General features: G+C 37.7%; 18 protein-coding genes and 1 tRNA gene. 5 read left to right on the top strand and 14 right to left on the bottom strand.

What is annotated here, in order from left to right; all coding sequences use genetic code 11:
* Nucleotides 1-91: 91 nt before the first annotated feature.
* Both AC1RNB_RS02875 and AC1RNB_RS02880 read left to right on the top strand, forming a co-directional pair.
* On the top strand, nucleotides 92-859 hold the full coding sequence (locus tag AC1RNB_RS02875) for an SDR family oxidoreductase (protein WP_493080545.1): 768 nt from the start codon (nucleotides 92-94) through the stop codon (nucleotides 857-859).
* 107 nt (nucleotides 860-966) lie between these two features.
* Nucleotides 967-1,503: a DUF4833 domain-containing protein gene (locus AC1RNB_RS02880; protein ID WP_493080547.1), complete on the top strand. Its 537-nt coding sequence runs from the start codon at nucleotides 967-969 to the stop codon at nucleotides 1,501-1,503.
* An 84-nt stretch (nucleotides 1,504-1,587) separates the two neighbouring features.
* On the opposite strand, the gene AC1RNB_RS02885 is transcribed toward AC1RNB_RS02880, so the two are convergent.
* From AC1RNB_RS02885 to AC1RNB_RS02950, 14 genes are all read right to left on the bottom strand, one after another.
* The gene (locus tag AC1RNB_RS02885; protein WP_493080549.1) at nucleotides 1,588-2,979 is read right to left on the bottom strand and encodes a RagB/SusD family nutrient uptake outer membrane protein; all 1,392 of its coding nucleotides are present in this window, start codon (nucleotides 2,977-2,979) and stop codon (nucleotides 1,588-1,590) included.
* 19 nt (nucleotides 2,980-2,998) lie between these two features.
* A complete protein-coding gene (locus AC1RNB_RS02890) occupies nucleotides 2,999-6,079 on the bottom strand; it encodes a SusC/RagA family TonB-linked outer membrane protein (protein ID WP_493080551.1) in 3,081 nt (1,026 codons plus the stop codon).
* Nucleotides 6,080-7,410: 1,331 nt separating this feature from the next.
* Complete coding sequence (locus AC1RNB_RS02895; protein WP_493080553.1) at nucleotides 7,411-8,031, bottom strand: DUF2971 domain-containing protein; 621 nt, start codon at nucleotides 8,029-8,031, stop codon at nucleotides 7,411-7,413.
* Nucleotides 8,032-8,158: 127 nt separating this feature from the next.
* On the bottom strand, nucleotides 8,159-8,974 hold the full coding sequence (locus AC1RNB_RS02900; RefSeq protein ID WP_493080555.1) for a hypothetical protein: 816 nt from the start codon (nucleotides 8,972-8,974) through the stop codon (nucleotides 8,159-8,161).
* 13 nt (nucleotides 8,975-8,987) lie between these two features.
* Nucleotides 8,988-9,071: transfer RNA gene (locus tag AC1RNB_RS02905), tRNA-OTHER, on the bottom strand.
* A gap of 6 nt (nucleotides 9,072-9,077) precedes the next feature.
* Nucleotides 9,078-10,064, bottom strand: coding sequence for a hypothetical protein (locus tag AC1RNB_RS02910; RefSeq protein WP_493080557.1), 987 nt, complete (start codon nucleotides 10,062-10,064; stop codon nucleotides 9,078-9,080).
* An 11-nt stretch (nucleotides 10,065-10,075) separates the two neighbouring features.
* Complete coding sequence (locus AC1RNB_RS02915; RefSeq protein ID WP_493080558.1) at nucleotides 10,076-11,329, bottom strand: hypothetical protein; 1,254 nt, start codon at nucleotides 11,327-11,329, stop codon at nucleotides 10,076-10,078.
* A 553-nt stretch (nucleotides 11,330-11,882) separates the two neighbouring features.
* The gene (locus tag AC1RNB_RS02920) at nucleotides 11,883-12,461 is read right to left on the bottom strand and encodes a hypothetical protein (protein ID WP_493080560.1); all 579 of its coding nucleotides are present in this window, start codon (nucleotides 12,459-12,461) and stop codon (nucleotides 11,883-11,885) included.
* A 28-nt stretch (nucleotides 12,462-12,489) separates the two neighbouring features.
* Nucleotides 12,490-13,419 carry a DUF4268 domain-containing protein gene (locus AC1RNB_RS02925; protein WP_493080561.1) on the bottom strand — a complete coding sequence of 310 codons (930 nt, stop codon included), beginning with the start codon at nucleotides 13,417-13,419 and terminating at the stop codon, nucleotides 12,490-12,492.
* A gap of 7 nt (nucleotides 13,420-13,426) precedes the next feature.
* Entirely contained in the window at nucleotides 13,427-14,305 is an 879-nt protein-coding gene (locus tag AC1RNB_RS02930; RefSeq protein WP_493080563.1) for a hypothetical protein, read from the bottom strand.
* A 6-nt stretch (nucleotides 14,306-14,311) separates the two neighbouring features.
* Nucleotides 14,312-15,808, bottom strand: coding sequence for a class I SAM-dependent DNA methyltransferase (locus tag AC1RNB_RS02935; protein ID WP_493080565.1), 1,497 nt, complete (start codon nucleotides 15,806-15,808; stop codon nucleotides 14,312-14,314).
* A gap of 1 nt (nucleotide 15,809) precedes the next feature.
* On the bottom strand, nucleotides 15,810-17,219 hold the full coding sequence (locus tag AC1RNB_RS02940) for a restriction endonuclease subunit S (RefSeq protein WP_493080567.1): 1,410 nt from the start codon (nucleotides 17,217-17,219) through the stop codon (nucleotides 15,810-15,812).
* On the bottom strand, nucleotides 17,216-20,005 hold the full coding sequence (locus tag AC1RNB_RS02945) for a type I restriction endonuclease subunit R (RefSeq protein WP_493080569.1): 2,790 nt from the start codon (nucleotides 20,003-20,005) through the stop codon (nucleotides 17,216-17,218). Before AC1RNB_RS02945 ends, AC1RNB_RS02940 begins: the two co-directional genes overlap by 4 nt.
* Nucleotides 20,002-20,292: a helix-turn-helix domain-containing protein gene (locus AC1RNB_RS02950; RefSeq protein WP_493080570.1), complete on the bottom strand. Its 291-nt coding sequence runs from the start codon at nucleotides 20,290-20,292 to the stop codon at nucleotides 20,002-20,004. The genes AC1RNB_RS02945 and AC1RNB_RS02950 overlap by 4 nt, the downstream gene beginning before the upstream one ends.
* 147 nt (nucleotides 20,293-20,439) lie before the next feature.
* Here AC1RNB_RS02950 and AC1RNB_RS02955 point away from each other — a divergent pair, with 147 nt between their 5' ends.
* Genes AC1RNB_RS02955 through AC1RNB_RS02965 form a run of 3 tightly spaced genes read left to right on the top strand, consistent with a single transcriptional unit; the run spans nucleotide 20,440 to nucleotide 22,822 of the window.
* Nucleotides 20,440-21,321 carry an AAA family ATPase gene (locus AC1RNB_RS02955; RefSeq protein ID WP_493080571.1) on the top strand — a complete coding sequence of 294 codons (882 nt, stop codon included), beginning with the start codon at nucleotides 20,440-20,442 and terminating at the stop codon, nucleotides 21,319-21,321.
* The gene (locus tag AC1RNB_RS02960; RefSeq protein ID WP_493080572.1) at nucleotides 21,302-21,763 is read left to right on the top strand and encodes a JAB domain-containing protein; all 462 of its coding nucleotides are present in this window, start codon (nucleotides 21,302-21,304) and stop codon (nucleotides 21,761-21,763) included. The genes AC1RNB_RS02955 and AC1RNB_RS02960 overlap by 20 nt, the downstream gene beginning before the upstream one ends.
* Before the next feature lie 57 nt (nucleotides 21,764-21,820).
* Entirely contained in the window at nucleotides 21,821-22,822 is a 1,002-nt protein-coding gene (locus AC1RNB_RS02965) for a DUF3871 family protein (protein ID WP_493080574.1), read from the top strand.
* Nucleotides 22,823-22,849: the final 27 nt, after the last annotated feature.

Here is a 22,849-nt window from a genome sequence, read left to right on the forward strand (position 1 = left end):
TTTGTCTATCCGATACATGAACAATTCTATTTACTGATGCTTGTCATTTTTTCCCTTTTCAGAACCAAGTAATTTCGAAGAAAGACCCATTATGAAAAGTCTCGAAAATAAAGTAGCCATCATAACCGGTGCAGGAGCTGGTTTGGGTAAAGCCATTGCGATCCTGTTTGCACAGGCAGGTGCAAAAGTTGTTGCTGCTGATATCAATGAAAAAACACTGGGAGAACTCAGTACTGCTTTAACCGCACAGCAGGCAACCTATACTACTGTGGTAACCGATATGGCCAAAGCCGGGGATGTTGAAACGATGGTTCAGACGGCTGTTTCTACCTACGGCTCCGTAGATATCCTCGTAAACAATGCCGGTGTGATGGATAATTTTGATCTCACAGCCGATGTAACGGATCAGGTTTGGGATCGGGTGATGCGCATCAACCTCGATGGCCCGTTCAAAGCCATGCGGTCAGTACTACAGTTCATGCTCGCCAAAAAATCAGGAGTGATTATTAATATTGCTTCGATAGGTGGTTTGCAGGGAGCCAGAGCGGGTGCCGCCTACACTACCAGTAAACATGCCCTGATCGGATTAACCAAAAACACAGGGTATGTGTATGCGAAATCAGGGATCCGTTGTAATGCCATTGCACCCGGTGCCATGAACACCAGCATTGGTGCTACCATTGATATGAGTCATCTTTCGCCATTGGTAACAGAGCGGATTTTGCCCGGTATGGCGCTGAATCCCAGAGCCGCTGATCCGTTGGAAGTAGCGAAGACCGCTTTGTTTCTTGCATCGGATGAGGCCAGTTTCATTAATGGAGCTGTACTAGTGGCTGATGGTGGATGGACCGCCTACTGATAACAGTATGCCCCACCCCCTACACTAATACAGAATTGCAGAAACTGAATTATATTGCTGCAGAGAATAGTATCCGGCTTCGTGTATCGTATAAACCCATCCATTGTATGAGCAGGTTATACCGATCTTTTTTATTCACAGGACTGTTATTAACAACAGGAACCTTTGTATGGTCACAGGGTATTGAATATCCTACACCGCCACATAACCCCAAACAATTATTTTACCTGCAACGTCCGCCCAATACCAATACGATTATTTATGAACTGAATATGGAAAATGGAGTACTTGATAAAAAACAACCGATTCATGCTTACTGGATCAGTTATGCCAAAAAAGGGCAGACAGAAGAGCTAACGGATATACAGCGGAAATATGCGTATGGGATCAAAACAACAGCACTGGATGATAACAGTTATGAATGCCACCTGGCTGCTTACAGGAAATTGAAATTATATCTGAAAGAAGGAGAAGACAAACAATATCATGTATATACCACAGTGAATGATAAACAGATCATTATTAACCGTATTTTTATTGCTGTTAACGGAGGATCCTTGTTCAAACCACATATAGACTATGTGCAACTGAATGGGATTGATGCCGCTACCGGTGCTGCTACAGAAGAACGGATCAAACTATGACATTTCAGCTGATCCCCGTCTAGAATATACTACATAAAAAACGCCGGTCTGTTAAACCGGCGTTTTTACGATTATAGGTTATTCTTAATAACCCTGGTTCTGAACCAGGTTCTTGTTTACATCAACTTCTCTTCTTGGAATAGGAAGAATCAACTTAGGATCATTCCAGGCAAGTGTGCCAACAGGTGTCTGCAGTCTTTTGGCCTCGATCAGTTTTTGTCCTTCAAAAGCCAGCTCCAGTGCTCTTTCTTTGGTGATATCAGCCAGTGTTGCTACGAGGAGCGAAGGAAGTCCAGCTCTGTTACGGATCCTGTTCAGATCTGCCAAAGGCGTGGCACCAACGATTGTTCCCAGTCGCTGGTTGGCTTCTGCACGGGTCAGGTACATTTCGGCCAGCCTGATAACGGCTACGTCTCCAAAACGATCCAGGTGTTTTTGTGTATAATAGTTACCGCCATTCAATACAAAAAAGCCTTTACGTACATCTCCGTTTTCATACTGAGCAATATGAGCAGCTTTGATCTTACAATCACTTCTTCCGGCTGTACCGGGAATAGTACCGATGGTTCTTCCGAAATAAGTATTCTGCGAGTTGGTACCATCCTGAGAAGTTACTTTCATAGAAAATAAATATTCAGCAGGTGTAGCGCCTCCGTTATTGATGAAAGTGAACCATAATTTGGTAAAATCAGGATTCAGGGTTTTACCACTGCTCGCAATTACCCGGTCAGCTGCATCTCTTGCTGCAGCATAATCCTTCAGCATCAGGTACACGCGGGAAAGCTGAGCCGCAGCGGCCCATTTGGTTGCATAGTTACCGTTGGTGGTTGGCAATAAAGATTCCGCTTTCACCAGATCAGCGATCACTTTATCATATACGGCTTTCACCGTAGCCCTGGCCGGATAATCTGCATCCGTTACGTTACCGGTTGGTGTAAGAATCAAAGGCACGCCGGGATTGGCACTGTAATCACCATCTCCCACCGCTTTTGCATATAACTTAACCAACTCAAAAAACATAGAAGCGCGTAAGAAAAGCGCTTGCCCCTCTACAGAGTTCTTCTTGGCTGTGGAAGAAGTTACTTTGTCTACCGCTGATAATACATTGTTACAACGGTTAATGGTATTATAAGCTGCAATCCAGGTATCGCGGGCAAATGAATTGTCGGCAGTCATCTGGGTTTGATACGCATCCGATAAACCTGCAAAGGTTCCGGTAAAGTTGATATCTGCCGAGTTACCGATCAGATCATTCAGTACCAGGATATCACCGCCATAGGCAGCTGCACTCTGTATACCATCATAACAACCTACCAGTGTAACCTGTACATCGCTTTCATTTAATAAAGCTTTGTCATCTGCAATACTCTGGTAAGGAGAAATATCCAGTTTCTTTTCGCAACCTGCCAGTGTAATAATACTCATCAGCAGAAATGCCTTATAGTAATTACTTATGTTATGGATTAATATTTTCATAATAGTTATTATTGATTAATTAAAAACTTACGTTCACACCCACCAGGAAAGTTCTTGGTTGTGGTGGCGTATAAAAGTCGTTTCCTTTCGCAATGTTTGAGTCAAATGAATCGGCATTAACCTCAGGATCCCAGTAAGGATACTTGGTAATGGTTAAGAGGTTCTGTCCGGAAACATAGATACGCATCCGCTCGATCTTAAACTTGCTCAGTTGTTTGGAACCGAAAGTATAACCAATAGAGGCGCTTCTTAAACGGATATAAGATCCATCCACAATATAACGGCTGCTGGCCTGTGATCCATTCACCCTGTACAAACGTACCTGCGGGATATTGGTTACATCACCTGGTTTCTGCCATCTTCCCAGCTGGTCTGCGGTATTATTATCTTCATACAGCATGCTGGCAGAAGAGTAACGTCCCATACCATAAATATTGTTCTGGTTACCGGAAACACCATTAAAGAATACACTTGCATCAAATCCTTTATAAGAGAATGTATTGGTGAAGCCAAAAATGTATTTTGGATTGGGATCACCTGCTACGATTCTCTGTGCAAGGTTGTAGTTGCTGGTGGTAGCCCTGTCGAGACTGCCATCTGCTTTTTTGGTATTCAGGTAGAACAATGCATTACCATTGGCAGGATCTACGCCGGCAAACTCAGGCGTGAAGAAAACACCCACACCATATCCTTCCTGTACGCGGTTCATGCTGCTCACACCTCCTTCAATGATCTGACCCTGGATATCTTTTACCTTACCGATATTGCGGGCAATGTTAAAAGTGGTGCTCCATTTGAAGGCACCTACCAGGTTTTGTGTGTTAAGTACCAATTCAAAACCTTTGTTCTCCAGTTTACCTACGTTTCTAACCATGCTGGTAAAACCAGTGGTAGCCGGGATATTTACGTTCAGCAACAAACCATCCGTTTGTTTATTGTAATAATCGATTTCACCGGTAATACGGTTTTTCAGGAATCCGAAATCAAGACCGATATCGAACTGTTTAGTGGTTTCCCATTTCAGGTTATCATTTCTCAACTGAGAAGGACGCTGACCGGCAGCACCGGCATAACCTGCATCACCCGAGAATAAACCCAGTTGCGGGAAGTTTCCGATCTCAGCATTACCAACCACTCCATAACTGGCGCGCAGTTTCAGGAAACTAACGGCTTTGCTGTTCTCGAGGAATCTTTCGTTGGTCAGGATCCATCCGGCAGAAGCTGCTGGGAAGAAACCTGATCTGGAGTTTTTACCGAAGCGGGAAGACTGGTCGATACGGCTGCTTAAAGCCAGAATGTATTTTTCGTTGTAGGTATAATTTGCTCTTACAAAATAAGAGAGGAACCTGAAATCTGACTGAGAAGTACTACCGTCTGATTTGGTAGCGGCACTCGCAATTTTCTGGTAAGAGTTGGAGGGGAAGGAAGTACCCTCGATATAGTTATACTTAGCCTGCGATTGCTGGTATTGCATACCCAGCGTGGCAGAAATATTATGTTTCTGCTTGATCACTGTGTTATAACTGAAATATGACTGTGTATTGTAGTTGGTTACAAATGCACCCCTGTTACTACCCAAACCGGAGGAAGCACGTGATTGGTTACGCACGGTTTGCGACTGGAAATAACCTTCTTCATTCTGACTCAGGTAATCTACACCAAATTCAGTCTGGAAGTTCAGGCCTTTCATCAGGTTGGCTTTCAGGTAAGCGTTACCGAAAGTTCTGTACACATCCTGCGCATAAGAAGCATAGTTTACTGTAATAACAGGATTGTAGTAAATCGGAATATTCACATCTCCGGGAGGTGTACCTGCAGGCAGACCTGTATTAGGATCTGTAAAAGGAGTCATCGGCATTAATGCGATCGCCTGTAAAGGATTGGAGAAGGCATTATCATCCGGCAGACGCTGGTTAAAGGTTCTGGATAAACTCAGCGAAACACCCAGATCTAACCAGTCATTCGCTTTCTGGTCAATGTTCAGACGGCCAGTGGTTCTTGAGATCTTATTACCGATCATGGTACCTGTCTGATCTAACTGCTGGAAGGAAGAGAAGAATTTTGTTCTCTCTGATCCGCCTTTGATCTGCAGATCGGCCTGTCTGTAAGGTCCTTTCTGAAATACCTGGTCCTGCCAGTCGTATGTTTTGGTAGGATCTTTACTCCAGCCACCATAGCTGTAGTAATCCATTACGTCATTTTTAACATAAGTGGTCCAGCTACTTGGGTCATTTAAGGGAGTACCATCTAAATCATCACGGTATTTAGCGCCTTCGAGAATCAGCGTAGCATATTCCTGTGAGTTCAGCATTTTAATACGCTTAGAAGCTTCTGAAGAACCAGTCTGGTAGTTAAATGTTACAGAAGTTTTTCCGGCTTTACCTCTTTTGGTAGTAATCAGTACCACCCCATTGGCTGCTCTGGAACCGAAGATGGCACCGGCAGAAGCATCTTTCAATACTTCGATCGACTCAATATCATTCGGGTTCAGATCGGTTAAGGGGTTAGTAGCACCACCATAAGAACTCTGGCTGTTAGCAGTCATTGGAATACCATCCAATACATATAAAGGCTGGCTGTTGGCACTGATAGAAGAGTTACCTCTCACACGTACTGTTACTGCCTGACCTAGTTTTCCGGATTGGCTGTTTACAAACACACCGGCTGCTTTACCCTGCAACGCAGCATCTACACTGGGTGTGGGCAGGTACTCAATATCCTTACCTCTCACGCGGGCAATGTTACCGGTCAATTCTCTCTTGATCTGAGAACCACCAAAACCGGTAACAATTACTTCTGTCAGGTTGGAAACCGCATTGGTAAGCGATACATCCAGGTTACCTGCTCTTACAGCAGCTTCAAAATCGGTGTAGCCTACAAATGAAAAAATCAGTGTTCTAACGCTTGTGGCCAGCTTAATGCTGTACTTACCATCTGCATCCGAAACGGATGCAACAGCAGTGCCTTTCCCTTTTACGGTTACGCCTGCCAACGGAATGCCGGTTGCGGCATCGGTAATTTTACCCGATACGGTTGTTTGTGAATAGCCCACAACAACAATGGCGCACATACATAGTACTGCCAGTAGTTTTTTTCTCATAGCTAGTGTTTTGGTTACTATAACCTTATGGTTATTGATTGTATCTAAATTAGGAAAAAAGCCATACTGTTATCATTTTGTTAAGCGTTTCTTTAATTTTTTCTTAATAATATTCAATAACTGTGCTAATCAGCGAATAATTATATATATTATAATTACATTATACATATTTGCCTGTGAAATGAAAGATCTTGATGATCTACTTATCGGATCTATTTCCAGATCCCCGAAACTGCCCTATCTCACCGGGAAATACCAATCGCTCTCCGCCACAGCACTGCAGGACTGTTACACTGAGCCATAGCTCACTGAAATAGAGCAACAGCTCACTCAAAGTGAAAAACAGCTCACTGAAACAGCGCTATTTCTTCCTTAAACAGAACTATGGCCTCGTATAAACCAGCTGCAGGCCACTTTGCCTGGGCTGGAGTGATGTTTAGATGAAACAAAAGGCCCCTCAGTCAGGATAACAGCGATAAGCGTAACTACTGCGCTTTGGCGGTAAATAGGCTCGCAGAGGCGCGAAGGCGCGGTTGGGTTGGTGGGTGGCAGGTGTTTGGGGGTAACGTTAGAGAGTGGTAATACTAAGCGAAGAGTCCCCTTTCGGGAGATTCTTGGGAGAAGGAAAAAAGGAAGTCACAGGTTCCGGCAGAATAATAGCAACAGCTCTTATAACTGCGCCTTTGCGCCTTGGCATGAAAATTTACTCGCAGAGGCGCGGTTAGGTTTGTGGGGGGCAGGTGTTTGGGGTTAACGTGCGAGAGTGGTAATACTAAGCGAAGAGCCCCCGTTTGGGAGACTCTTCGGAGAAGGAAAACATCTTATTCTTACTTAAAAATCTATCAAAAAAGGCTGTGAATAAGATTTTCAAGAGAGAGTTCATAAAATCAACCTGTAATTAATTCTTGAATTTCTTTAGACACTTTCTCATTAATCATTTTTGGGGTGAACTTCCATTCATAGATGTCAATTGCAACTATTGCCATACATATTAGTATAATCTCTCTAATCAAGAATAAAAGCGGAAATACTATAGCCAAAATCAATAGAATCACTATTAAATCGTATGAGTGTGGCAGAACTCTCGCAAAATGGTAACCTCTCGAATGTAAATAAGACAATACAAATGAAAAAACAAAAAGACCTGTTGAAGTAAGGCAGAACTTAGCAAACATGTTAGAAGTTTGTTTTGTAACCTCTAACAGTTTATACATTGATCCAGAGAATAGAGACGTTACTTTATATTTCTGCAAACAACTTGAAAAACTAGTCGATGCAGCCTATGAACTTAATCAGCATAGATGAACCATATAAACCGATATTAATAATAACTACGATTTTTTAAATCTGTCAATCCATCTTTTATTTTCATAAAGAGTTGATCTATTAATCTTACTGCTTGGGTCACCTCGAAGGTCTTTTAAATAACTTTTAATTGTCTTGTATATCGGTTCTGGCATTTGTTGGCTTATTGTTATTTTTGTAATAATATCTAGAGGGATATCAATCTCAAAAAAAGTATCGTTATTGTCATTTTCAACAATTATACGATACTCTTCCTCGCAGCGATAAGGCCATCTTTTAGTAAATGGAATTTCATCTACACTCATTACTAAGGCTTTATCTTCAATTTCCGATAGCCTCTTGTAAGTAACCTTATTGTGTTTTAAGTTCGGAACTTGATCTATTATTTTAATAAGTTTTTGCGCATCAAACTCAATAACGCATCCACTTGTTCCATTGGAAAATGTTTTCCAATGATGCACTGTTTCATCACCATAAGACAGGCAAACAGCAAATAAATTTTTAATTTTCTTGCGTTTTTTATATTCCAAAATTATTTCAGAATCATTTTTATCGTCCCATAGTTTGGGATCCAATAAGGTCAGCTTCTTTCTTTGCAATAAATCTAGCAAAACAGGCAACGTTGTAAATCTATTTAGCTTCTTCAAGTTCGGTGATTTCATTATTCATTATCTAAGTAATAACTTTTGAAAAAAGTATAGTTCATGATTTAACAGGAAATTCAGGAGCATCTCATATAATTTAATTAAATGATTCTATGCAATAAGTAATTTTTTATTTAAGCTTAGTTGTGATGGATTTAAGCAATGTATCGTCTATTTCTGATTCCGCTGAAATATTCTGTAGAAGTACTTTTACATATTTTTGTCTCTTCAGTTCGTTGAATGATTTATACCTCTTATAACTCATTTCAGTATTTTTAAAATGTTTTGCAATTGTTTCTAGAAAAAAACGTTCGACGTCTAAGTTTAATAGCACATAATTATCTACTTCACCAACAAAGTCTTGAGTTGCTTTTATTAATGAAGCAGTTTCCTTAAAAGTAAAGTCTCCTCCACTTTCCCAAGTGCTTTTAAGCTGAGTTATTTCAAGTCCGGAAAATCTAGCCTTTACATTTTCATTACTAGCAATAAGACAATTCATGCTGGATTCTCTAATTTCATTGTCGATGTCATAGTGAAATGTATAGTTTCTCCAAGTAATCAATACTTCCATTAGCCCTATTAAAATAGGATCAACTTTAATCTCGTCTGCTATTAATATCGTTTTCTGATAAATTGATTGGCCTGCTTTCGAAAACAAACTGGTAAAAGTTTCAGATTCCAATAGTTTCGGCTTTCGGTTCAGTTCTGTTAAATACATTTCTAACGATTCAACAGCCCAACCCAAAAAGGATTTCAACAAAAATACCCTTGTTCTATCTGCAGATTTTTTTGAATCCTTTGGGTTCCATGATGTATGAAACGATTCAGGCTTTTCCCTAATTATGCCTGATTGTATTCCGTCAATACCAACCAAAGCAGTAATTAAAAAATGATTTGCTTGTCCTAATCTCTCTTTAAACTCCTTTTTTGCTGGACTTGCTTTCATTCGTTCAATTTTGTGCATCTGGTAGGAGTCGAACCTACACTCTTCCTTTTAAAGAACCTTTCGGTTTTGAAGGGAAGCGTCCCCTGACTTCAGATACTTGTCCTCAAAAAGAATTAAAAAACTGATTCCTTTCAATACCATGGTAGTCTAAAAAAAGTGAAACCAATCCGCGTAATTCAACATCAATTGAACTTGGTGGAGTATAGGTTTTTGAATAAGCTAATCCATCTAATTGAATCGACTGGCTAAATAATTTATCCCCATTACTTTGTCTCGAAAAAAACTCTGCTAGAATATCTACAGATAAAGATTCATATAATTTTAGAAAACTAGACCTGACATTCATTGATTGCTTTGAAATTTTTATCGCTACATCTAGAGTTCTTTCTATTCCGGCGCGACCGAGATTTCCGAATTTTAAACCTTCGCTTATTCTTACTTTTTTGTCAACATCGTCAAGGGTCAATAAATCTTTTAATAGAAAATCAAGCGATATCAAAATATAAGATATGCAGGAATAGATTAAACGTGTTACTCCCTCCTTTCTAATTGGATTTACAATGCTTTGCTCAAATAATTCTTTAAGATCATTTAATAATCGATTCAAATTACTAAAATCAATTGCTAGCAAATTAATTTTATAATTTTCATATCTTTTAACCCATTGAACAGCAAGCGGATCTGTTTCGCTTGTATATAATAGTTGTACTAATTCTTCATCGGTCAATCTTTCTAGTGTTACTGGAAGATTATTTAAAAAATTTCCATCTAGCACCGTCACGCCATTTTGCTTTCCAAAATTCCTAATACTTTCTCTTTTTTCTGTCGTTGCAACAATACAAGCATTTACTCTCAATGCAGTTAAAAGTCCACGAGTCCAAAAAATACGCTCAATAGCTTGAGGTGTTTTTTTATTTTTAATATCCACAATTATCCTTTCGCGGGTGATATCTGATGTTTTATTATATAACCATAGATCTACATCTGTTATATCAAAAGAATCATAAACAAACTTTATACCTCTGACAACATAAAAACCTTTACTTATAAAATATTGCTTTACTCGTTCTTCCATTATTTCCCCTTTCATATATTATGATTTTATGATCTCAATGTTCTTAATGCTTCAATTATTTGAATCTTACTTTCACGATTTTGCTTCTTCTTTCGAGTTTCCTCTCGCTTTATTTCTGGCCCTTTAAATGTTGTAACAACAGAAGTTGGAAATGTTATTAGATTATTCTCACTCGCACTCTCACCCGTTTCTAAAACATTCAGAGCCAACATCCCAATATCTTTCTTTAAAAGACGCATATAACACATACCCCGCTCCGCAGGTATTATTTTTACGACTCCTTTCATTTCAAGTATTCGATAGTCCTGACCAATTGCAGTTGCGGGTCCTACTGAGTAACCATCAATTAACTTGTTCATTAAAAGTTTTAAAGCTGATATTCTTCCTCTACTATTTTGACTATATATCATGCCATAACTCAATGATGCAACGAATGCTTTTGCTAAATCTAATGCATCATCTTCAAAAGGGTTACCGAATTTTCCAAAGGCGGTAGCTTTTGTGACAAAGACTTTACTTTCAGTATTATTGGCTACTTCATTGCATTCATACATTCCTATACTTTGTAGCTTTTGCATTAATTTTTCACCACATATTCTTGTAGCTTCATCTAACGAAATACACCCTCTGGCATTTAAGTAATTATCTAATTCTGCAACCTTGTTGCTTTCTTCTGATGAAAAAGAACTGAGAACAGCATTTGCTTTCTTTAAATTATCACGCTTAAATAGATTGCCATTAAAATATATTTTTTCATCCGCCTCATTTGCAGATTCGTAATCTATAAAGCCAATTTCTTCAACCTGCAGAAAAAAATCTCCAAGAGATGTATTATCTACTTTATATGTATCTGCAATAAACTCTTTAAGACTATTTCCATCTTTCGGGGCTTGTGATACTGTTTCTGCAATTTCAAGAGAAATTTGTTCAAATTTATTTGTAGTTTGATTGTCAAACATATCGGCTGTATGTTTCAATACTGCTGAAGAAGTCAAACCCAAGACCGATACATTTCCTTTAGAATCATTGTCTACAAGATTGTTGGCTTTCAATCTTTGTATTATTGATGGCAACTCTAACGGGTTAATATTCGCCGCTTTAGCGATGACTTTGACCTTCGCATTTTCAATTGTACTATTATTTTCACTTTCTGCAAGTGCAGATAACAAAATACCGCTTTTTCCGGTTGCATGTATTTCGTCAAATACGCCCGTGTTTTCTACCTTTTGTAGCTTTTTACTATGATGTATTATCCAAGCCCCCTTTGTGTTTTGCTTCATATATTAGAAATCAGTCTTCCAAATTATAAAAAATAATATACTTTACTCGAATATTTCTTTAAAGTGGATATTCGTAGTAATAATAGCCGTCACACAACCATTTTGTATCACTTTGCGTATCGTACTGTATCATTGTTACCCATAATCTGTCCCCTACTTCCCAAATCTGTTACAATTCACAGTAGTAACCGAAATAGTCACAAGTAAATGGCCACTAAAGGCAGGAAAAGGCAAAGAAAGGCAACTATAATTCCTTGATTTATAAGGTAAACTGCACAGAACGTGAATTAATAATGAAGGGCTATCCCGCCATTGGCGGGATGACTCGCTAGCGCTCGTCACTTCCCGATACAAAATATGAAGTAATATTGAATATCAGTTAGTTATATAATTTTGGTAACAAATAGGTAACAAATTTTGCTCAAAACGAATCAAAAAGAGTAAAAAAGAGCAACTGCTTGAACACCTTGTCTCATTATTTAAAAAATTGTAATTTCTCAATTTCATGCCTGTAACAATGTATTAGATAGCTATAATTTTCAAAGTCTTGGAATCACTTCCCACCCTTAGATTTTTCAAGCAAATGTTTTGAGTTCAACTTTGACAGACTATCTTGAATGACTTTTAAACGTTGATTTTCATTATACAGCTCCAGTTTTTCCTTGTCAAAGTGATTGTTTCCTAAATAATAACCCAATGCAAACGTTCCTCCAATGACAGCAATTGCAACTGTAACAAATATACTTAGGTCAATCATTTTCCATAGTCTATGTTTGCCTACTAGTCTTGAAACTTGTCCTTCAAGCTCTTTGACTCTCTCTTTTGGAATTGAATTGGTGTGCTCAATATTCAACTTTGCTTCCTCTATTCTTGTATCTAAATAATTTATCAGTTCTTGTTTGCCATTTTCCCATGCATCTGTATATACTTTTGAACCCATGCCATCAACCCAAAATGAAGGATAAAAATTAATTGTATCAACTTCTGTTTTGTATGTAGGCTTCAGGGGGAACAAATGCTCGACACACATTTTTGATTTCCTTTGCAAATCATCAAGCTCCTTCTTGTCATTGTAGTTTAGTTGTTCAGCACGCTTCTTTAGCTCCAGTATTTTTTCAAAGTACACGCTCATATTTTAATGATATTAAGGTTTTAATTACCTATAAATAAGCTTTAAATGCTTGTGTAAACTTCTCTACTGTACTGACACACCACACATAGTATTCATCCCATTGCTTTCTGTCTTTAGGGTTACCTTTCTTGGTAAGTAATATCCTAGAAGCAGTTGCATCTGGTAGTTCCATCCATTCAAGCTCTGAGCCAATTACAGATTCTATTTGATCTTTGTTCTTGTAGAAAGTATCAAATAAAGCTTTGTCATTTCTTATGTATACTTCACAGCCTACATAGCCTTTCTGTGTATTAATCGTTAAAGCAATGTGACAGCGACTAGTGCCTATTGAAATATTGAACCAATGTTTTGGTTGTGGTGTGTGGTTAAAGCTAACTCTTGTTCCTTTTTCAGATGCATATGACTTAAGCCCTTCCCAAAATTCCATCTGAAGTAACTTAGTTGCGCTCACTGCATCACCTGTTCCTGAACTTTTTACAGTCTTACCCCAATTGTTAGGTTCACAAATAATGTTGAACTTGGGAGCAGGGTCAGAATCACCAATCTTGTACACTTCAATTTGTACTAGGAAGAAAGATATGTTTTCACTGATGTTTCTATTGAACCAGTCAATTGCTTGCCTATGTTCTTCTGTGTAATCAGTTACAACCCAAATAATCACGCTTGCATCATAAGCAGATGCATACGTTAGTATTTGCCCTAAATGCTTGTGGTCAGTGGGCTCTAATTGATTTTCAATAATAACCTTACGCTTGGTATCAATATCATCTGCTACAATATCAACATTATATCTACCTGCAGCTGCTTCAGGTTTTATGTTCTCAAGATTGATTTCAAGCTCATCGCACAATACAGCTATATTCTCTTCCTTTGCTAACCATTGTGTGAAATCTAGAGCTTCATGCCTCCAAACTTCACGTGGATTTACTTTTGTAATTCTAGATAGTTTTATTCCCATGCGATACTTATTTTTTAAAAGCTTTATAGATTGCGTAGATGCCAATAGCAGCAAATAATAACAACAATTGTTCCCACAAGCTACTTCCTTCCATTCTTGCTATTCTGTCATTTTCAATAATGATATAACCTATGTAGGCAATTACTAGTATAGGAAATAGAATTGCACCTAAAGACTTTTCAAACTTTCCTGTTTTTCTAGCTTTTAAGTTATCATCATTACTTTTTACTCTAATTTTTGGGGTTGTGTTTATTGGTTGACCTTTTTCAATGTCAACTTTTTTAGTTGAACTATTCAATTTTTGATCTAAAATGTCTTCTTTATTCTCTTTAATAGAAGATTTGTCTTTGATATTTGTTGCTTGAATTGTATCCAGAGTTATTGGTGTAAATTTTGGTAATTCTATTTTATCTAACTTTAAAATTATGTCTTGTTCTTCTCCAGTGAAGTCATAGTCAATAAAACGTATGATTCTTTGACCTTGATTTTTAGGATAATTTTTAAAAGTTTCTGGGAAGGTACTTGAGTTTAAAGATTCAAGCCCAACAAAATCAAAATCTTTGATATATGGTTTCAATGAATCCTCATACACCATTTTCTTATTTAGCCTTTCTTGATACTTTTTAGGAATTTCTTTTTCTCTAAACTCTTTTACAACAAGCCTTCCAGGTACAATATTATCTTCAACATTTTTAGATATAAGGTCTTGAAGTGACTCCAAACTGTCATTTAAAACTAACTTACGTTGTTTATAAAGAGAATTGAACCTATCCTCATTTGCAACTTCATTGGAAACAAGAGTAACATATCCAAACCCCTTGTAGTCAATATACTCATGAATTAAATCTCCTTTGTGATTTGGTATTATTCTTACTGCTGTGTCCATTAACTATTACTTTAACCCCAACATTATCTCCTTAAAACTCTCAATGCCTGACTGAAGATTCTCAATGATCTCTTCTGCCAACACATCTGGATCAGGTAGGTTGTCCAAATCAGTTAAACTCTTGTCTTTTATCCAAGTGATGTCCAAGCTTGTTTTATCACGCTCAATGATTTCATCATAAGTGAATTTTCTCCATCGTCCTTCAGGATTGGTTTCAGGATGATAGGTCTCTTTTCTCTTGTTGATGTTTTCAGGATTGTAGCAAGAGATAAAGTCTTGTAAATCCTCTAGCTTCAAAGGATTCTTCTTTAATGTAAAATGGATGTTTGTTCTAAAGTCATAAAACCAAACCTCTTTAGTCCATGGCTCCTTTGATGCAGGCTTACTATCATAGAACAATACGTTAGCCTTAACACCTTGCTTGTAAAAGATTCCTGTTGGTAAACGTAATATGGTATGTAGGTTTGAACCTTCAAGCAGTTTCTTTCTTACTGTTTCTCCAACACCGCCTTCAAACAAAACATTGTCTGGCAATACTACAGCCGCTTTACCATCAGTCTTCAGCATCGTTCTGATGTGTTGCATGAAGTTCAGCTGCTTGTTGCTTGTAGTAACGTAGAAGTCTTGTCTGTTGTAAGTTAGCTCTTCTGAATCTTGCTCACCCTCTTCATTGGTAAAGGTCATGCTACTCTTCTTACCAAAAGGTGGATTAGCTAGCACGTAGTCTACTCTATAGCCAGGATCTGAAATCAAGGCATCAGCAGGCGAAATGTGGCTGTCTGAATCAAAGTCACCAATGTTGTGCAAGAACAAATTCATAAGTGCCATTCTCCTTGTACTTGCTACAATTTCATTCCCATAAAATGTTTTCATTTTTAGGAATTGCTTCTGCTCTTTGTCTAGTGAGTAGTTAGCAGGGTTAGCAATGAAATCATAAGCAGCTAAGAAGAAGCCTCCTGTACCACAAGCAGGGTCTGCAATGGTTTTCATGGGTTCAGGGCGAATACACTCTACCATAGCTCTAATTAATGCTCTAGGAGTAAAGTATTGACCTGCGCCACTCTTGGTATCTTCTGCATTCTTCTCTAGAAGCCCCTCGTAGATCTTTCCTTTAATGTCCGCACCCATTGTACTCCATTGCTCTTTGTCAATCATATCAATGAGCTTAAAGAGTTTTGCAGGGTCTTGAATCTTATTCTGACTCTTAGTGAATATCTGACCAAGGAATCCCTTTGAATTCGCTAATTCTCTGAGCGTGTTGGTGTAGTGGATTTCTAGTTCCGCACCTCTTTTGTCTGTTAATGCTTGCCAGTCATAGCCTGCAGGAACGTTTAACGGTCTATTGTATGGAGGCTTACTGAACTCATCTGCCATCTTTAAAAAGAGTAGGTAAGTCAGTTGCTCAAGGTAATCGCCATATCCTACCCCATCATCTCTAAGTACAGTTGAGAAACTCCATACTTTACTTATAATACTTGATGTGTTATTTGCTTCTGTACTCATGTTATGCTTTTACTTTCTTAGTTTTTGTTTTCTTCACTGGTTGTGCTGCTGCACGCTCTGCTTTAATGCGTTCTAATAAAACACTGGTTGGCTCATCATTAGGGTCTTGAGGAACTAACTTGCCTTCAAACGCTTTCTTTAAAATACTTTGTCTAAGCGCTTCTGCTTGTTGCAATCCTTGAACAATTCTTTCTTCTATTTTATCACACACTGAAAGACGTAATTCTATTTCTTGGACTATCTTATTTTGCTCTTCCCATGATAAAGGCATTGGAAATTTTGTGTTTTTTATTATTCCAAGATTCAAATTAGGTTGAACTCCTCCTGCTGCTAACTTTCTTACATCATTATAATTCTTGAGTAAAAAATATTTTAGGTAAGGTTTTATTCTTATGTCATGTCTTTCAAAATAGATAGCTGCAACAGCTTGGTTTGTGCATGCCTCAATCAATAATTCAGAACATTTACCTCTTGTTTTGCCTTCGCCATACATAGCAACAAGTAGAGTTTGTATAGGGTAAACACTTAAATTAGTCTCTTTGATTGCTTTTTCAGTAACAAGGTCAGAGGCTTTTCTTACAAACTCATCATTTAAAGCACCACTTGTCACCCATGGTATTTTACCTCCAGAATAATACTCTTTATTTCCTTTAAGAGGTGTTGCTCCTGTACCAACAGATGCAACCTCATCTATTTTTTTTTCCACCCAACCCTCAGGCAATTCACCTTCTTTAACATCAGGATTGGTGAGTTTCCCTTCAAACGCATATTTCAACACTGCTTGTCTGTAAACTTTCAGTTGTTGCTGTGCTGTTTTCAGCGTTTCAATACCTTTGTCTAACTCACTAAAAAGCTCTTCTATTTTATCAACAATGCGCTTTTGTTCTGAAAATGGAGGGAGTGGAAAATCAATTGAAGTATAATCATCGAATTTTAGATTTCTCAAATTATTACTTCCTCCTTGGTATTTAACTACTTCACCTGTGTGATAAAAGAATTTAAGATAAAACTGAATGTAGTGTGATGAAATGTGTTTTGTGGGTCTTGCTAATCTTAAAAAATTAGTGCAGATTTTTGGTACTTCAGGTTGATGAAAAATTACTTGTTGATCAATTAAAACTGTTCTTCCTACAGGTTGCTCAGGTCCGCCTCCTGAAATTTCTATCAGAATATCTCCTTCTTGTAACTTCCTAGAACGTATATTATTTAGTTTAACACTTCTTAAACTTGCTGTTTTTCCTTTATCTGATTGCCAATTTTTGAATTCAGACCCCCTAATGCACAAAGCATGTCCAAACTCAGGTAAATTTAAATTAGGGTCTTTTCCCCAATCTCCACCAATGACATAATCAAATACATCTATTAGTCTTATAATTTCAAAATGTTTTGCAAAATTTATATTGATGCTCATGCTACTAATGCTTCATTTAATTCTTCAATAATTTTTTCCATCTCTACACCAAATAGCTGATTCAATTTTCCTCTACCACCTAATGAATCAAAAGGCGTATAATCTAAATCATCCACTTCCAAATGCACGCTTGTAGCAATGTGGTCTTTCATTAGATAAAGCCATTCCATTTGTTCTTTGGTAAACTTAATGGTTGCACCTTGTTGTTTCTTCCATACCCAGTCAGCAAAGTTCTTATCTACAGTTTTGTCGAAAGTGGTAAGTGCACTATCTATTCCTGCAACTCTCCTGATCAAAGAAACTAATGCAATTAGTTCATTCTTTGGTTGTCCTGTCACTGTTTCTAACTGTTCATAAGCCTTCCAAATGCGCAATGGTGCAAGTGTAGGTTTGGTTCTTATAATTTGCTCGCTCAACTCTTTCAACATTTTAAAAGTCAGATCTCTTCTTCTAAAAGGTTGATCATAGAAAATCTGTAATGCTGTGATTTCATCTTTGTTTTCTTCAATCCAAAGTTTGAAATCTGCAATGAGTTTTTCTGCTTCTGCTTGCTGATCTTTTACCCAGGCACTATTGACAACCGTGTCTATGTTAAGCGTATCAATTATCTGATCATACTTCTTGCGCACGTCAACAATAAAATCCCTTAAATCAGGATTGTGAAACACGCTAATAGCATGTTCAAGAATAGCCTGATGCTTATGTTTAACTTGATCTTCTAATTCTTTTGGTGCAATTCCAGGTTGTTCAGATCTTATTATCTGCTCAATACTTTCCTTTGTATCAGGATCATGTGCGTAAAGTAGTTGTCTAACTACCTCTGAAATTCCTTTTCCTTGTGCTTTCTCTTCAAAAGTCTGTTTTTCAAATTCATTGATTTGCTTATCCAAGCGCAATAACCTGTTGGCAAGGGTAGACATCATTTCCTCACTTCTGTCACCAACTGCAATGCGCTGGAGGATCTCCTTTAAAGAAACAGATGGTGCTTTCTCAAGAGGTCTACTATCTGTTTTCTGAGACTGTTCAACCCCAATAGCATCAATGATTACAAAATGATCTTTAGCATATTTTGCGGAGGGTGTTCCTTTTGATTTTAATTCTTCTAATGAACAAGTTCTGGTTCCTCTACCTTTCATTTGCTCATAGTAACTTCTACTTTTCACATCACGCATAAATAGCAGCACCTCAAGTGGTCTAATATCTGTACCTGTTGCAATCATGTCAACCGTAACTGCTATACGTGGGTAGTAGTCATTTCTGAATTGAGAGAGAATAGTTTTAGGATCTTCCTTACTCTGATAGGTAATCTTTTTACAGAAGTCACTGCGCTCATCAAACTCTTCTCTAACAATATCAATGATATCTTCTGCATGACTATCTGTCTTTGCAAAAATCAGCATCTTAGGCACTTCAAAGTTTCCATTGGTATCAACTCTGTCTGGAAACATGGTAGGGAGTTGCTGTTTAACCTCTTTGATGATAGTTCTTATAGTGCTTGGATTGACTATATCTTTATCCAGTTGTTTACCTGTATATTCAACATCCTCATCAACTGACTCCCAAAACTTTTTACGCGTCAACCTTTCACGTTTATCTACCATTTCACCCATTTTAATAGCAGCGCCATCCTTGGTGATTTGAGTTTCAATGCTGTAAACATTGTAGGGTACTAATACGCCATCTACAACTGCTTTCTCATAACCGTAATCAGAAACGATGTTCTGGTTGAAGTAACCAAAGGTTCTGTTATCAGGTGTTGCAGTTAACCCAACTTGAAAGGCATCAAAGTAATCTAGCACTTGCTTCCATAAATTGTAGATGCTTCTATGGCATTCATCAATTACGATGTAATCAAAAAACTCAATAGGCAACTTCTCACTGTACACAACAGGTAAAGCTTCTTTTGCATAGGAGCGTTGTTCATTAGGATTCTCTTCTTCAGCACTTTCATCCAGTTCTACACCTTTCAAAATACTATATAACCTTTGAATCGTGCTTATGTATACTTGACTGTCTTCAGGTATGAATGAACTTGTCAACCTGCTCACTCCATATAGTTCAGGGAAAAGTCTATTATCATCTTGAGGTATGTACTTTCTAAATTCTCCTTCTGCCTGCTCACCAAGGTTTTTGGTGTCTACTAGAAATAAAATACGTTCAGCTTTTACATGCTTCAAAAGTCTGTACACAGATGTGATAGCAGTAAATGTTTTACCTGAACCAGTCGCCATTTGTACAAGAGCCTTTGGTCTATTCTTTTTGAAAGAAGTTTCTAAATTGGTGATTGCATCAATTTGACATTCTCTTAAACCAGTAGGATCTAATTCAGGAAAATTGTCTGACATTCTAGCTCTAAGTGATGATTCTTTTCTAATCCACTTAGCCAAAGTTTCAGGTCTATGAAAAGTAAACACTTCTCTGTAACGAGGATTTGGATCTCTTGTATCTGTAAACTTTGTAATTGCACCAGTACTCAGATATAAAAATGGTAATGGTAAATTATCAATCAACTTCAGTTTTGCATTTGCATATTCTTCTACTTGACTTTCATGTACAGAGAATTTTACACCTTCTTCCTCTCTTTTAGCTTCAATAACTCCAACAGGTTTTTGATTGACAAAAAGCACATAGTCTGCAGGTCCAACTTCTGTTGAATATTCTCTTACAGCAACTCCAATACCTTGAGCTAGGTTGAGTCTTTTCTTATCTTGAATGATCCATCCACAAGCATTTAATTGCCTGTCAATATTATCACGCGCTATTTGTTCAGGATTCTGATTGATCATGCGTACTTTGTATTAGAAAGGACAATATTCAAGTTCTCTGCTGCTTTCTTTGCAGTTTTCCTATCAGGTACTGCTTCACGTAATTTATCAGCTAACCAAAGGGAAAGCAATTCAGCGTAATCTGCATCTAGGACTTTTGAAAGCTTCAAAATATGATCCACAGAAATTCGCTTTTCCTCATTTTCTATCTTACTAATAAATGCTGTATCTACATCCAAAGCTGCTGCTAATTGGCGTTGATAAAGACCTTTAGTTTTTCTTAATTCCTTCAATTTAGTTCCTAGCATATTTCAGAAAATGACTTGTCCAATTTGGTCAAAAATATTCTTTTTTATTCAATTGCGCAAGGAATCCCTCCCTTAATTGCCCCCCTAACTAACTCCAACACCTTACCCCCCCCTATGAAAGAATTAAACATTTAAAATTTAAACATCATGGAGTTAAGAAAATCAAACAGATCGCAAGCACGCATCAGAATGGCGTTGCAAGGTCCCTCAGGGTCAGGAAAGACCTACTCAGCTTTGCTACTTGCTTATGGATTGTGCAAAGACTGGAACAAGATTGCAGTAATTGATACTGAAAATCACTCTGCAGATTTGTATTCGCATCTTGGAAATTACAACGTGCTAACATTGAGTGCGCCATTTACACCAGAACGCTACATAGAAGCAATTGATGAGTGCGAACGTGCGGGCATGGATGTGATTATAATTGATTCACTTTCGCATGAATGGGAAGGTGATGGAGGCATCTTGGATATTCACTCACAGATGGTGGGTAATAGCTTCACTAACTGGAGTAAGTTGACACCACGCCACAACGCGCTTGTACAGAAGATCTTGAATTCTGGAAAGCATGTCATTGCAACAGTACGCAGCAAACAAGATTATATACTTTCAGAAAAGAATGGGAAAAATATTCCTGAGAAAGTTGGAATGAAAGGGGTTCAACGTGATGGATTAGAGTATGACTTTACGCTTGTGTTTGAGTTAGACATTAATCATAACGTCAACTGCACAAAAGATAGAACGCAACTATTCAGTAATAAAGTGACATTCAAAATAGATCAATCAATTGGTGATGTAATTGCTAAATGGTGTAAAGAAGGTGAAGGATATTCTCAGGAGGAAATCTATAAAATGATACGTGCCTGTAAATCTCTTGAAGAGCTCAATCATTTGTACAAACACCAGCCATCTGTTAGATCATATTCTACTGAATTAAATCATAGAGCTGCAGTAATTAAAGGACAGATACCTGAATATAAAATTCTTCAAGAACAACTCAATGGTCAACATGAAGAACAACATAACTAACCTTGGAGAAGTGGATGTTATTTACAGATATACAGACACGTTAAATGACAGACCTGTTATCAAATCCGCTGATGAAGCAATTACAATTTTCAAGCAGTTATTCATCTCTGAGAAGTTGGGACTTCAGGAGCAATTCGTTGTAATCTACTTGAATCGGTGCAACAAAGTAATAGGAACTTCAAACCTGTTTGTAGGCGGAGTCTCTGGAACTGTTGTAGACATGAAAATCCTACTAAGTGTAGGAATTAAGCTCATGGCGACAGGTATTCTGGTATCACATAACCATCCTTCAGGAAACTTACAACCATCTGATGCTGATATTAAATTGACAAAAAAAATAGTGCAAGCGTTAGAGTGCTTGGACATGACTCTACTAGATCATCTCATTATTAGTCCAGAGTTTAAGTACTTATCTTTTGCTAATGAGGGCTTATTGAGCTAAAACAATCAAAGGAGTACAGAAACACTGTGCTCCTTTTTCATTTTTAACTATTAAATCATGGAATTACAAATTTATCATCCCACAGAAACTGTTGAAATATTACCTTTTTCAACGTACACAAGTTCACCACTTAGGCTGAACAGGACGCCAATTATTGAAGCCAATACTATAGATGTAAAGCTTCAGCATTTAAAATCAGATTGTACAATACCAGTATTTGCCAAAGACAATGAGAGAACTATTTCTCATCAGGAATTCATTGAATCTGCAATGGAAGCAATTGAGTGTGTATTTGGCAGGAATACCTTCTTACAGCTTGAAATTAGGGTTTCGCACACAATCAAGGGAAGAACACCTGATGCAATTCACAAATCTGCTAATGAGCTTATGGATCATGAAAAAACCATCTATTATGAGCGAATGGCTTTTGCTATAGAGCTTCAGGGTTTTACTAAGGATATTGGAGGGAATGAGCTCTGTCTTACTATAGGTGGAGTTAGAGCTTACAACCAAGAGAACTTATATAATAAGAAGTCACTTGAGCACTTCAAATTCTTCATTGGTTTCAAAAACATGGTGTGTTGCAACATGTGCGTCTCTTCAGATGGCTTTGTTGATGATTTGCGTGTTGGCACTGTAAATGACTTGAAAAACAGAATGATTCAAATCATTAGGAATTACAAAATGGAGGAGCATATTGACGCAATGGATCGCTTAACCCATCTTTCCATTAATGAACAGCAATTTGCTCAAATCCTTGGTAAGTGCAGGTTGTATCAGTTTCTCCCAAAAGAGAAAAAACGCAATATTCCTGCTCTGATATTTAATGACACTCAGGTTAACACGGTTGCTAAAGATTATTTTCTAGATGAGAGTTTTGCAAGAAATGCCAATGGGGAAATTGACCTTTGGAAAATGTACAACCTATTTACAGGCGCTAACAAAAGCAGTTACATTGACTTGTTTCTTCAAAGAGGGTTAAATGCTTTTGAACTAGCTGAAGGTATAGGCGAAGCATTGGTAGATGATCACTCAGATTTTAGATGGTTCATAGAATAAAAAAGGGGGTGAAAAGCCCCCTTTATT

It is taken from the genome of Sediminibacterium sp. GW821-FHT12F12, assembly GCF_058806635.1.

What these genes read in the sequence shown, in the direction of transcription:
- AC1RNB_RS02875 (WP_493080545.1), top strand. Translation starts at nt 92, where the DNA reads ATGAAAAGTCTCGAAAATAAAGTAGCCATCATAACCGGTGCAGGAGCT.
- AC1RNB_RS02880 (WP_493080547.1), top strand. Translation starts at nt 967, where the DNA reads ATGAGCAGGTTATACCGATCTTTTTTATTCACAGGACTGTTATTAACA.
- AC1RNB_RS02885 (WP_493080549.1), bottom strand. Translation starts at nt 2,979, where the DNA reads ATGAAAATATTAATCCATAACATAAGTAATTACTATAAGGCATTTCTG.
- AC1RNB_RS02890 (WP_493080551.1), bottom strand. Translation starts at nt 6,079, where the DNA reads ATGAGAAAAAAACTACTGGCAGTACTATGTATGTGCGCCATTGTTGTT.
- AC1RNB_RS02900 (WP_493080555.1), bottom strand. Translation starts at nt 8,974, where the DNA reads ATGAAAGCAAGTCCAGCAAAAAAGGAGTTTAAAGAGAGATTAGGACAA.
- AC1RNB_RS02910 (WP_493080557.1), bottom strand. Translation starts at nt 10,064, where the DNA reads ATGAAAGGGGAAATAATGGAAGAACGAGTAAAGCAATATTTTATAAGT.
- AC1RNB_RS02915 (WP_493080558.1), bottom strand. Translation starts at nt 11,329, where the DNA reads ATGAAGCAAAACACAAAGGGGGCTTGGATAATACATCATAGTAAAAAG.
- AC1RNB_RS02920 (WP_493080560.1), bottom strand. Translation starts at nt 12,461, where the DNA reads ATGAGCGTGTACTTTGAAAAAATACTGGAGCTAAAGAAGCGTGCTGAA.
- AC1RNB_RS02925 (WP_493080561.1), bottom strand. Translation starts at nt 13,419, where the DNA reads ATGGGAATAAAACTATCTAGAATTACAAAAGTAAATCCACGTGAAGTT.
- AC1RNB_RS02930 (WP_493080563.1), bottom strand. Translation starts at nt 14,305, where the DNA reads ATGGACACAGCAGTAAGAATAATACCAAATCACAAAGGAGATTTAATT.
- AC1RNB_RS02935 (WP_493080565.1), bottom strand. Translation starts at nt 15,808, where the DNA reads ATGAGTACAGAAGCAAATAACACATCAAGTATTATAAGTAAAGTATGG.
- AC1RNB_RS02940 (WP_493080567.1), bottom strand. Translation starts at nt 17,219, where the DNA reads ATGAGCATCAATATAAATTTTGCAAAACATTTTGAAATTATAAGACTA.
- AC1RNB_RS02945 (WP_493080569.1), bottom strand. Translation starts at nt 20,005, where the DNA reads ATGATCAATCAGAATCCTGAACAAATAGCGCGTGATAATATTGACAGG.
- AC1RNB_RS02950 (WP_493080570.1), bottom strand. Translation starts at nt 20,292, where the DNA reads ATGCTAGGAACTAAATTGAAGGAATTAAGAAAAACTAAAGGTCTTTAT.
- AC1RNB_RS02955 (WP_493080571.1), top strand. Translation starts at nt 20,440, where the DNA reads ATGGAGTTAAGAAAATCAAACAGATCGCAAGCACGCATCAGAATGGCG.
- AC1RNB_RS02960 (WP_493080572.1), top strand. Translation starts at nt 21,302, where the DNA reads ATGAAGAACAACATAACTAACCTTGGAGAAGTGGATGTTATTTACAGA.
- AC1RNB_RS02965 (WP_493080574.1), top strand. Translation starts at nt 21,821, where the DNA reads ATGGAATTACAAATTTATCATCCCACAGAAACTGTTGAAATATTACCT.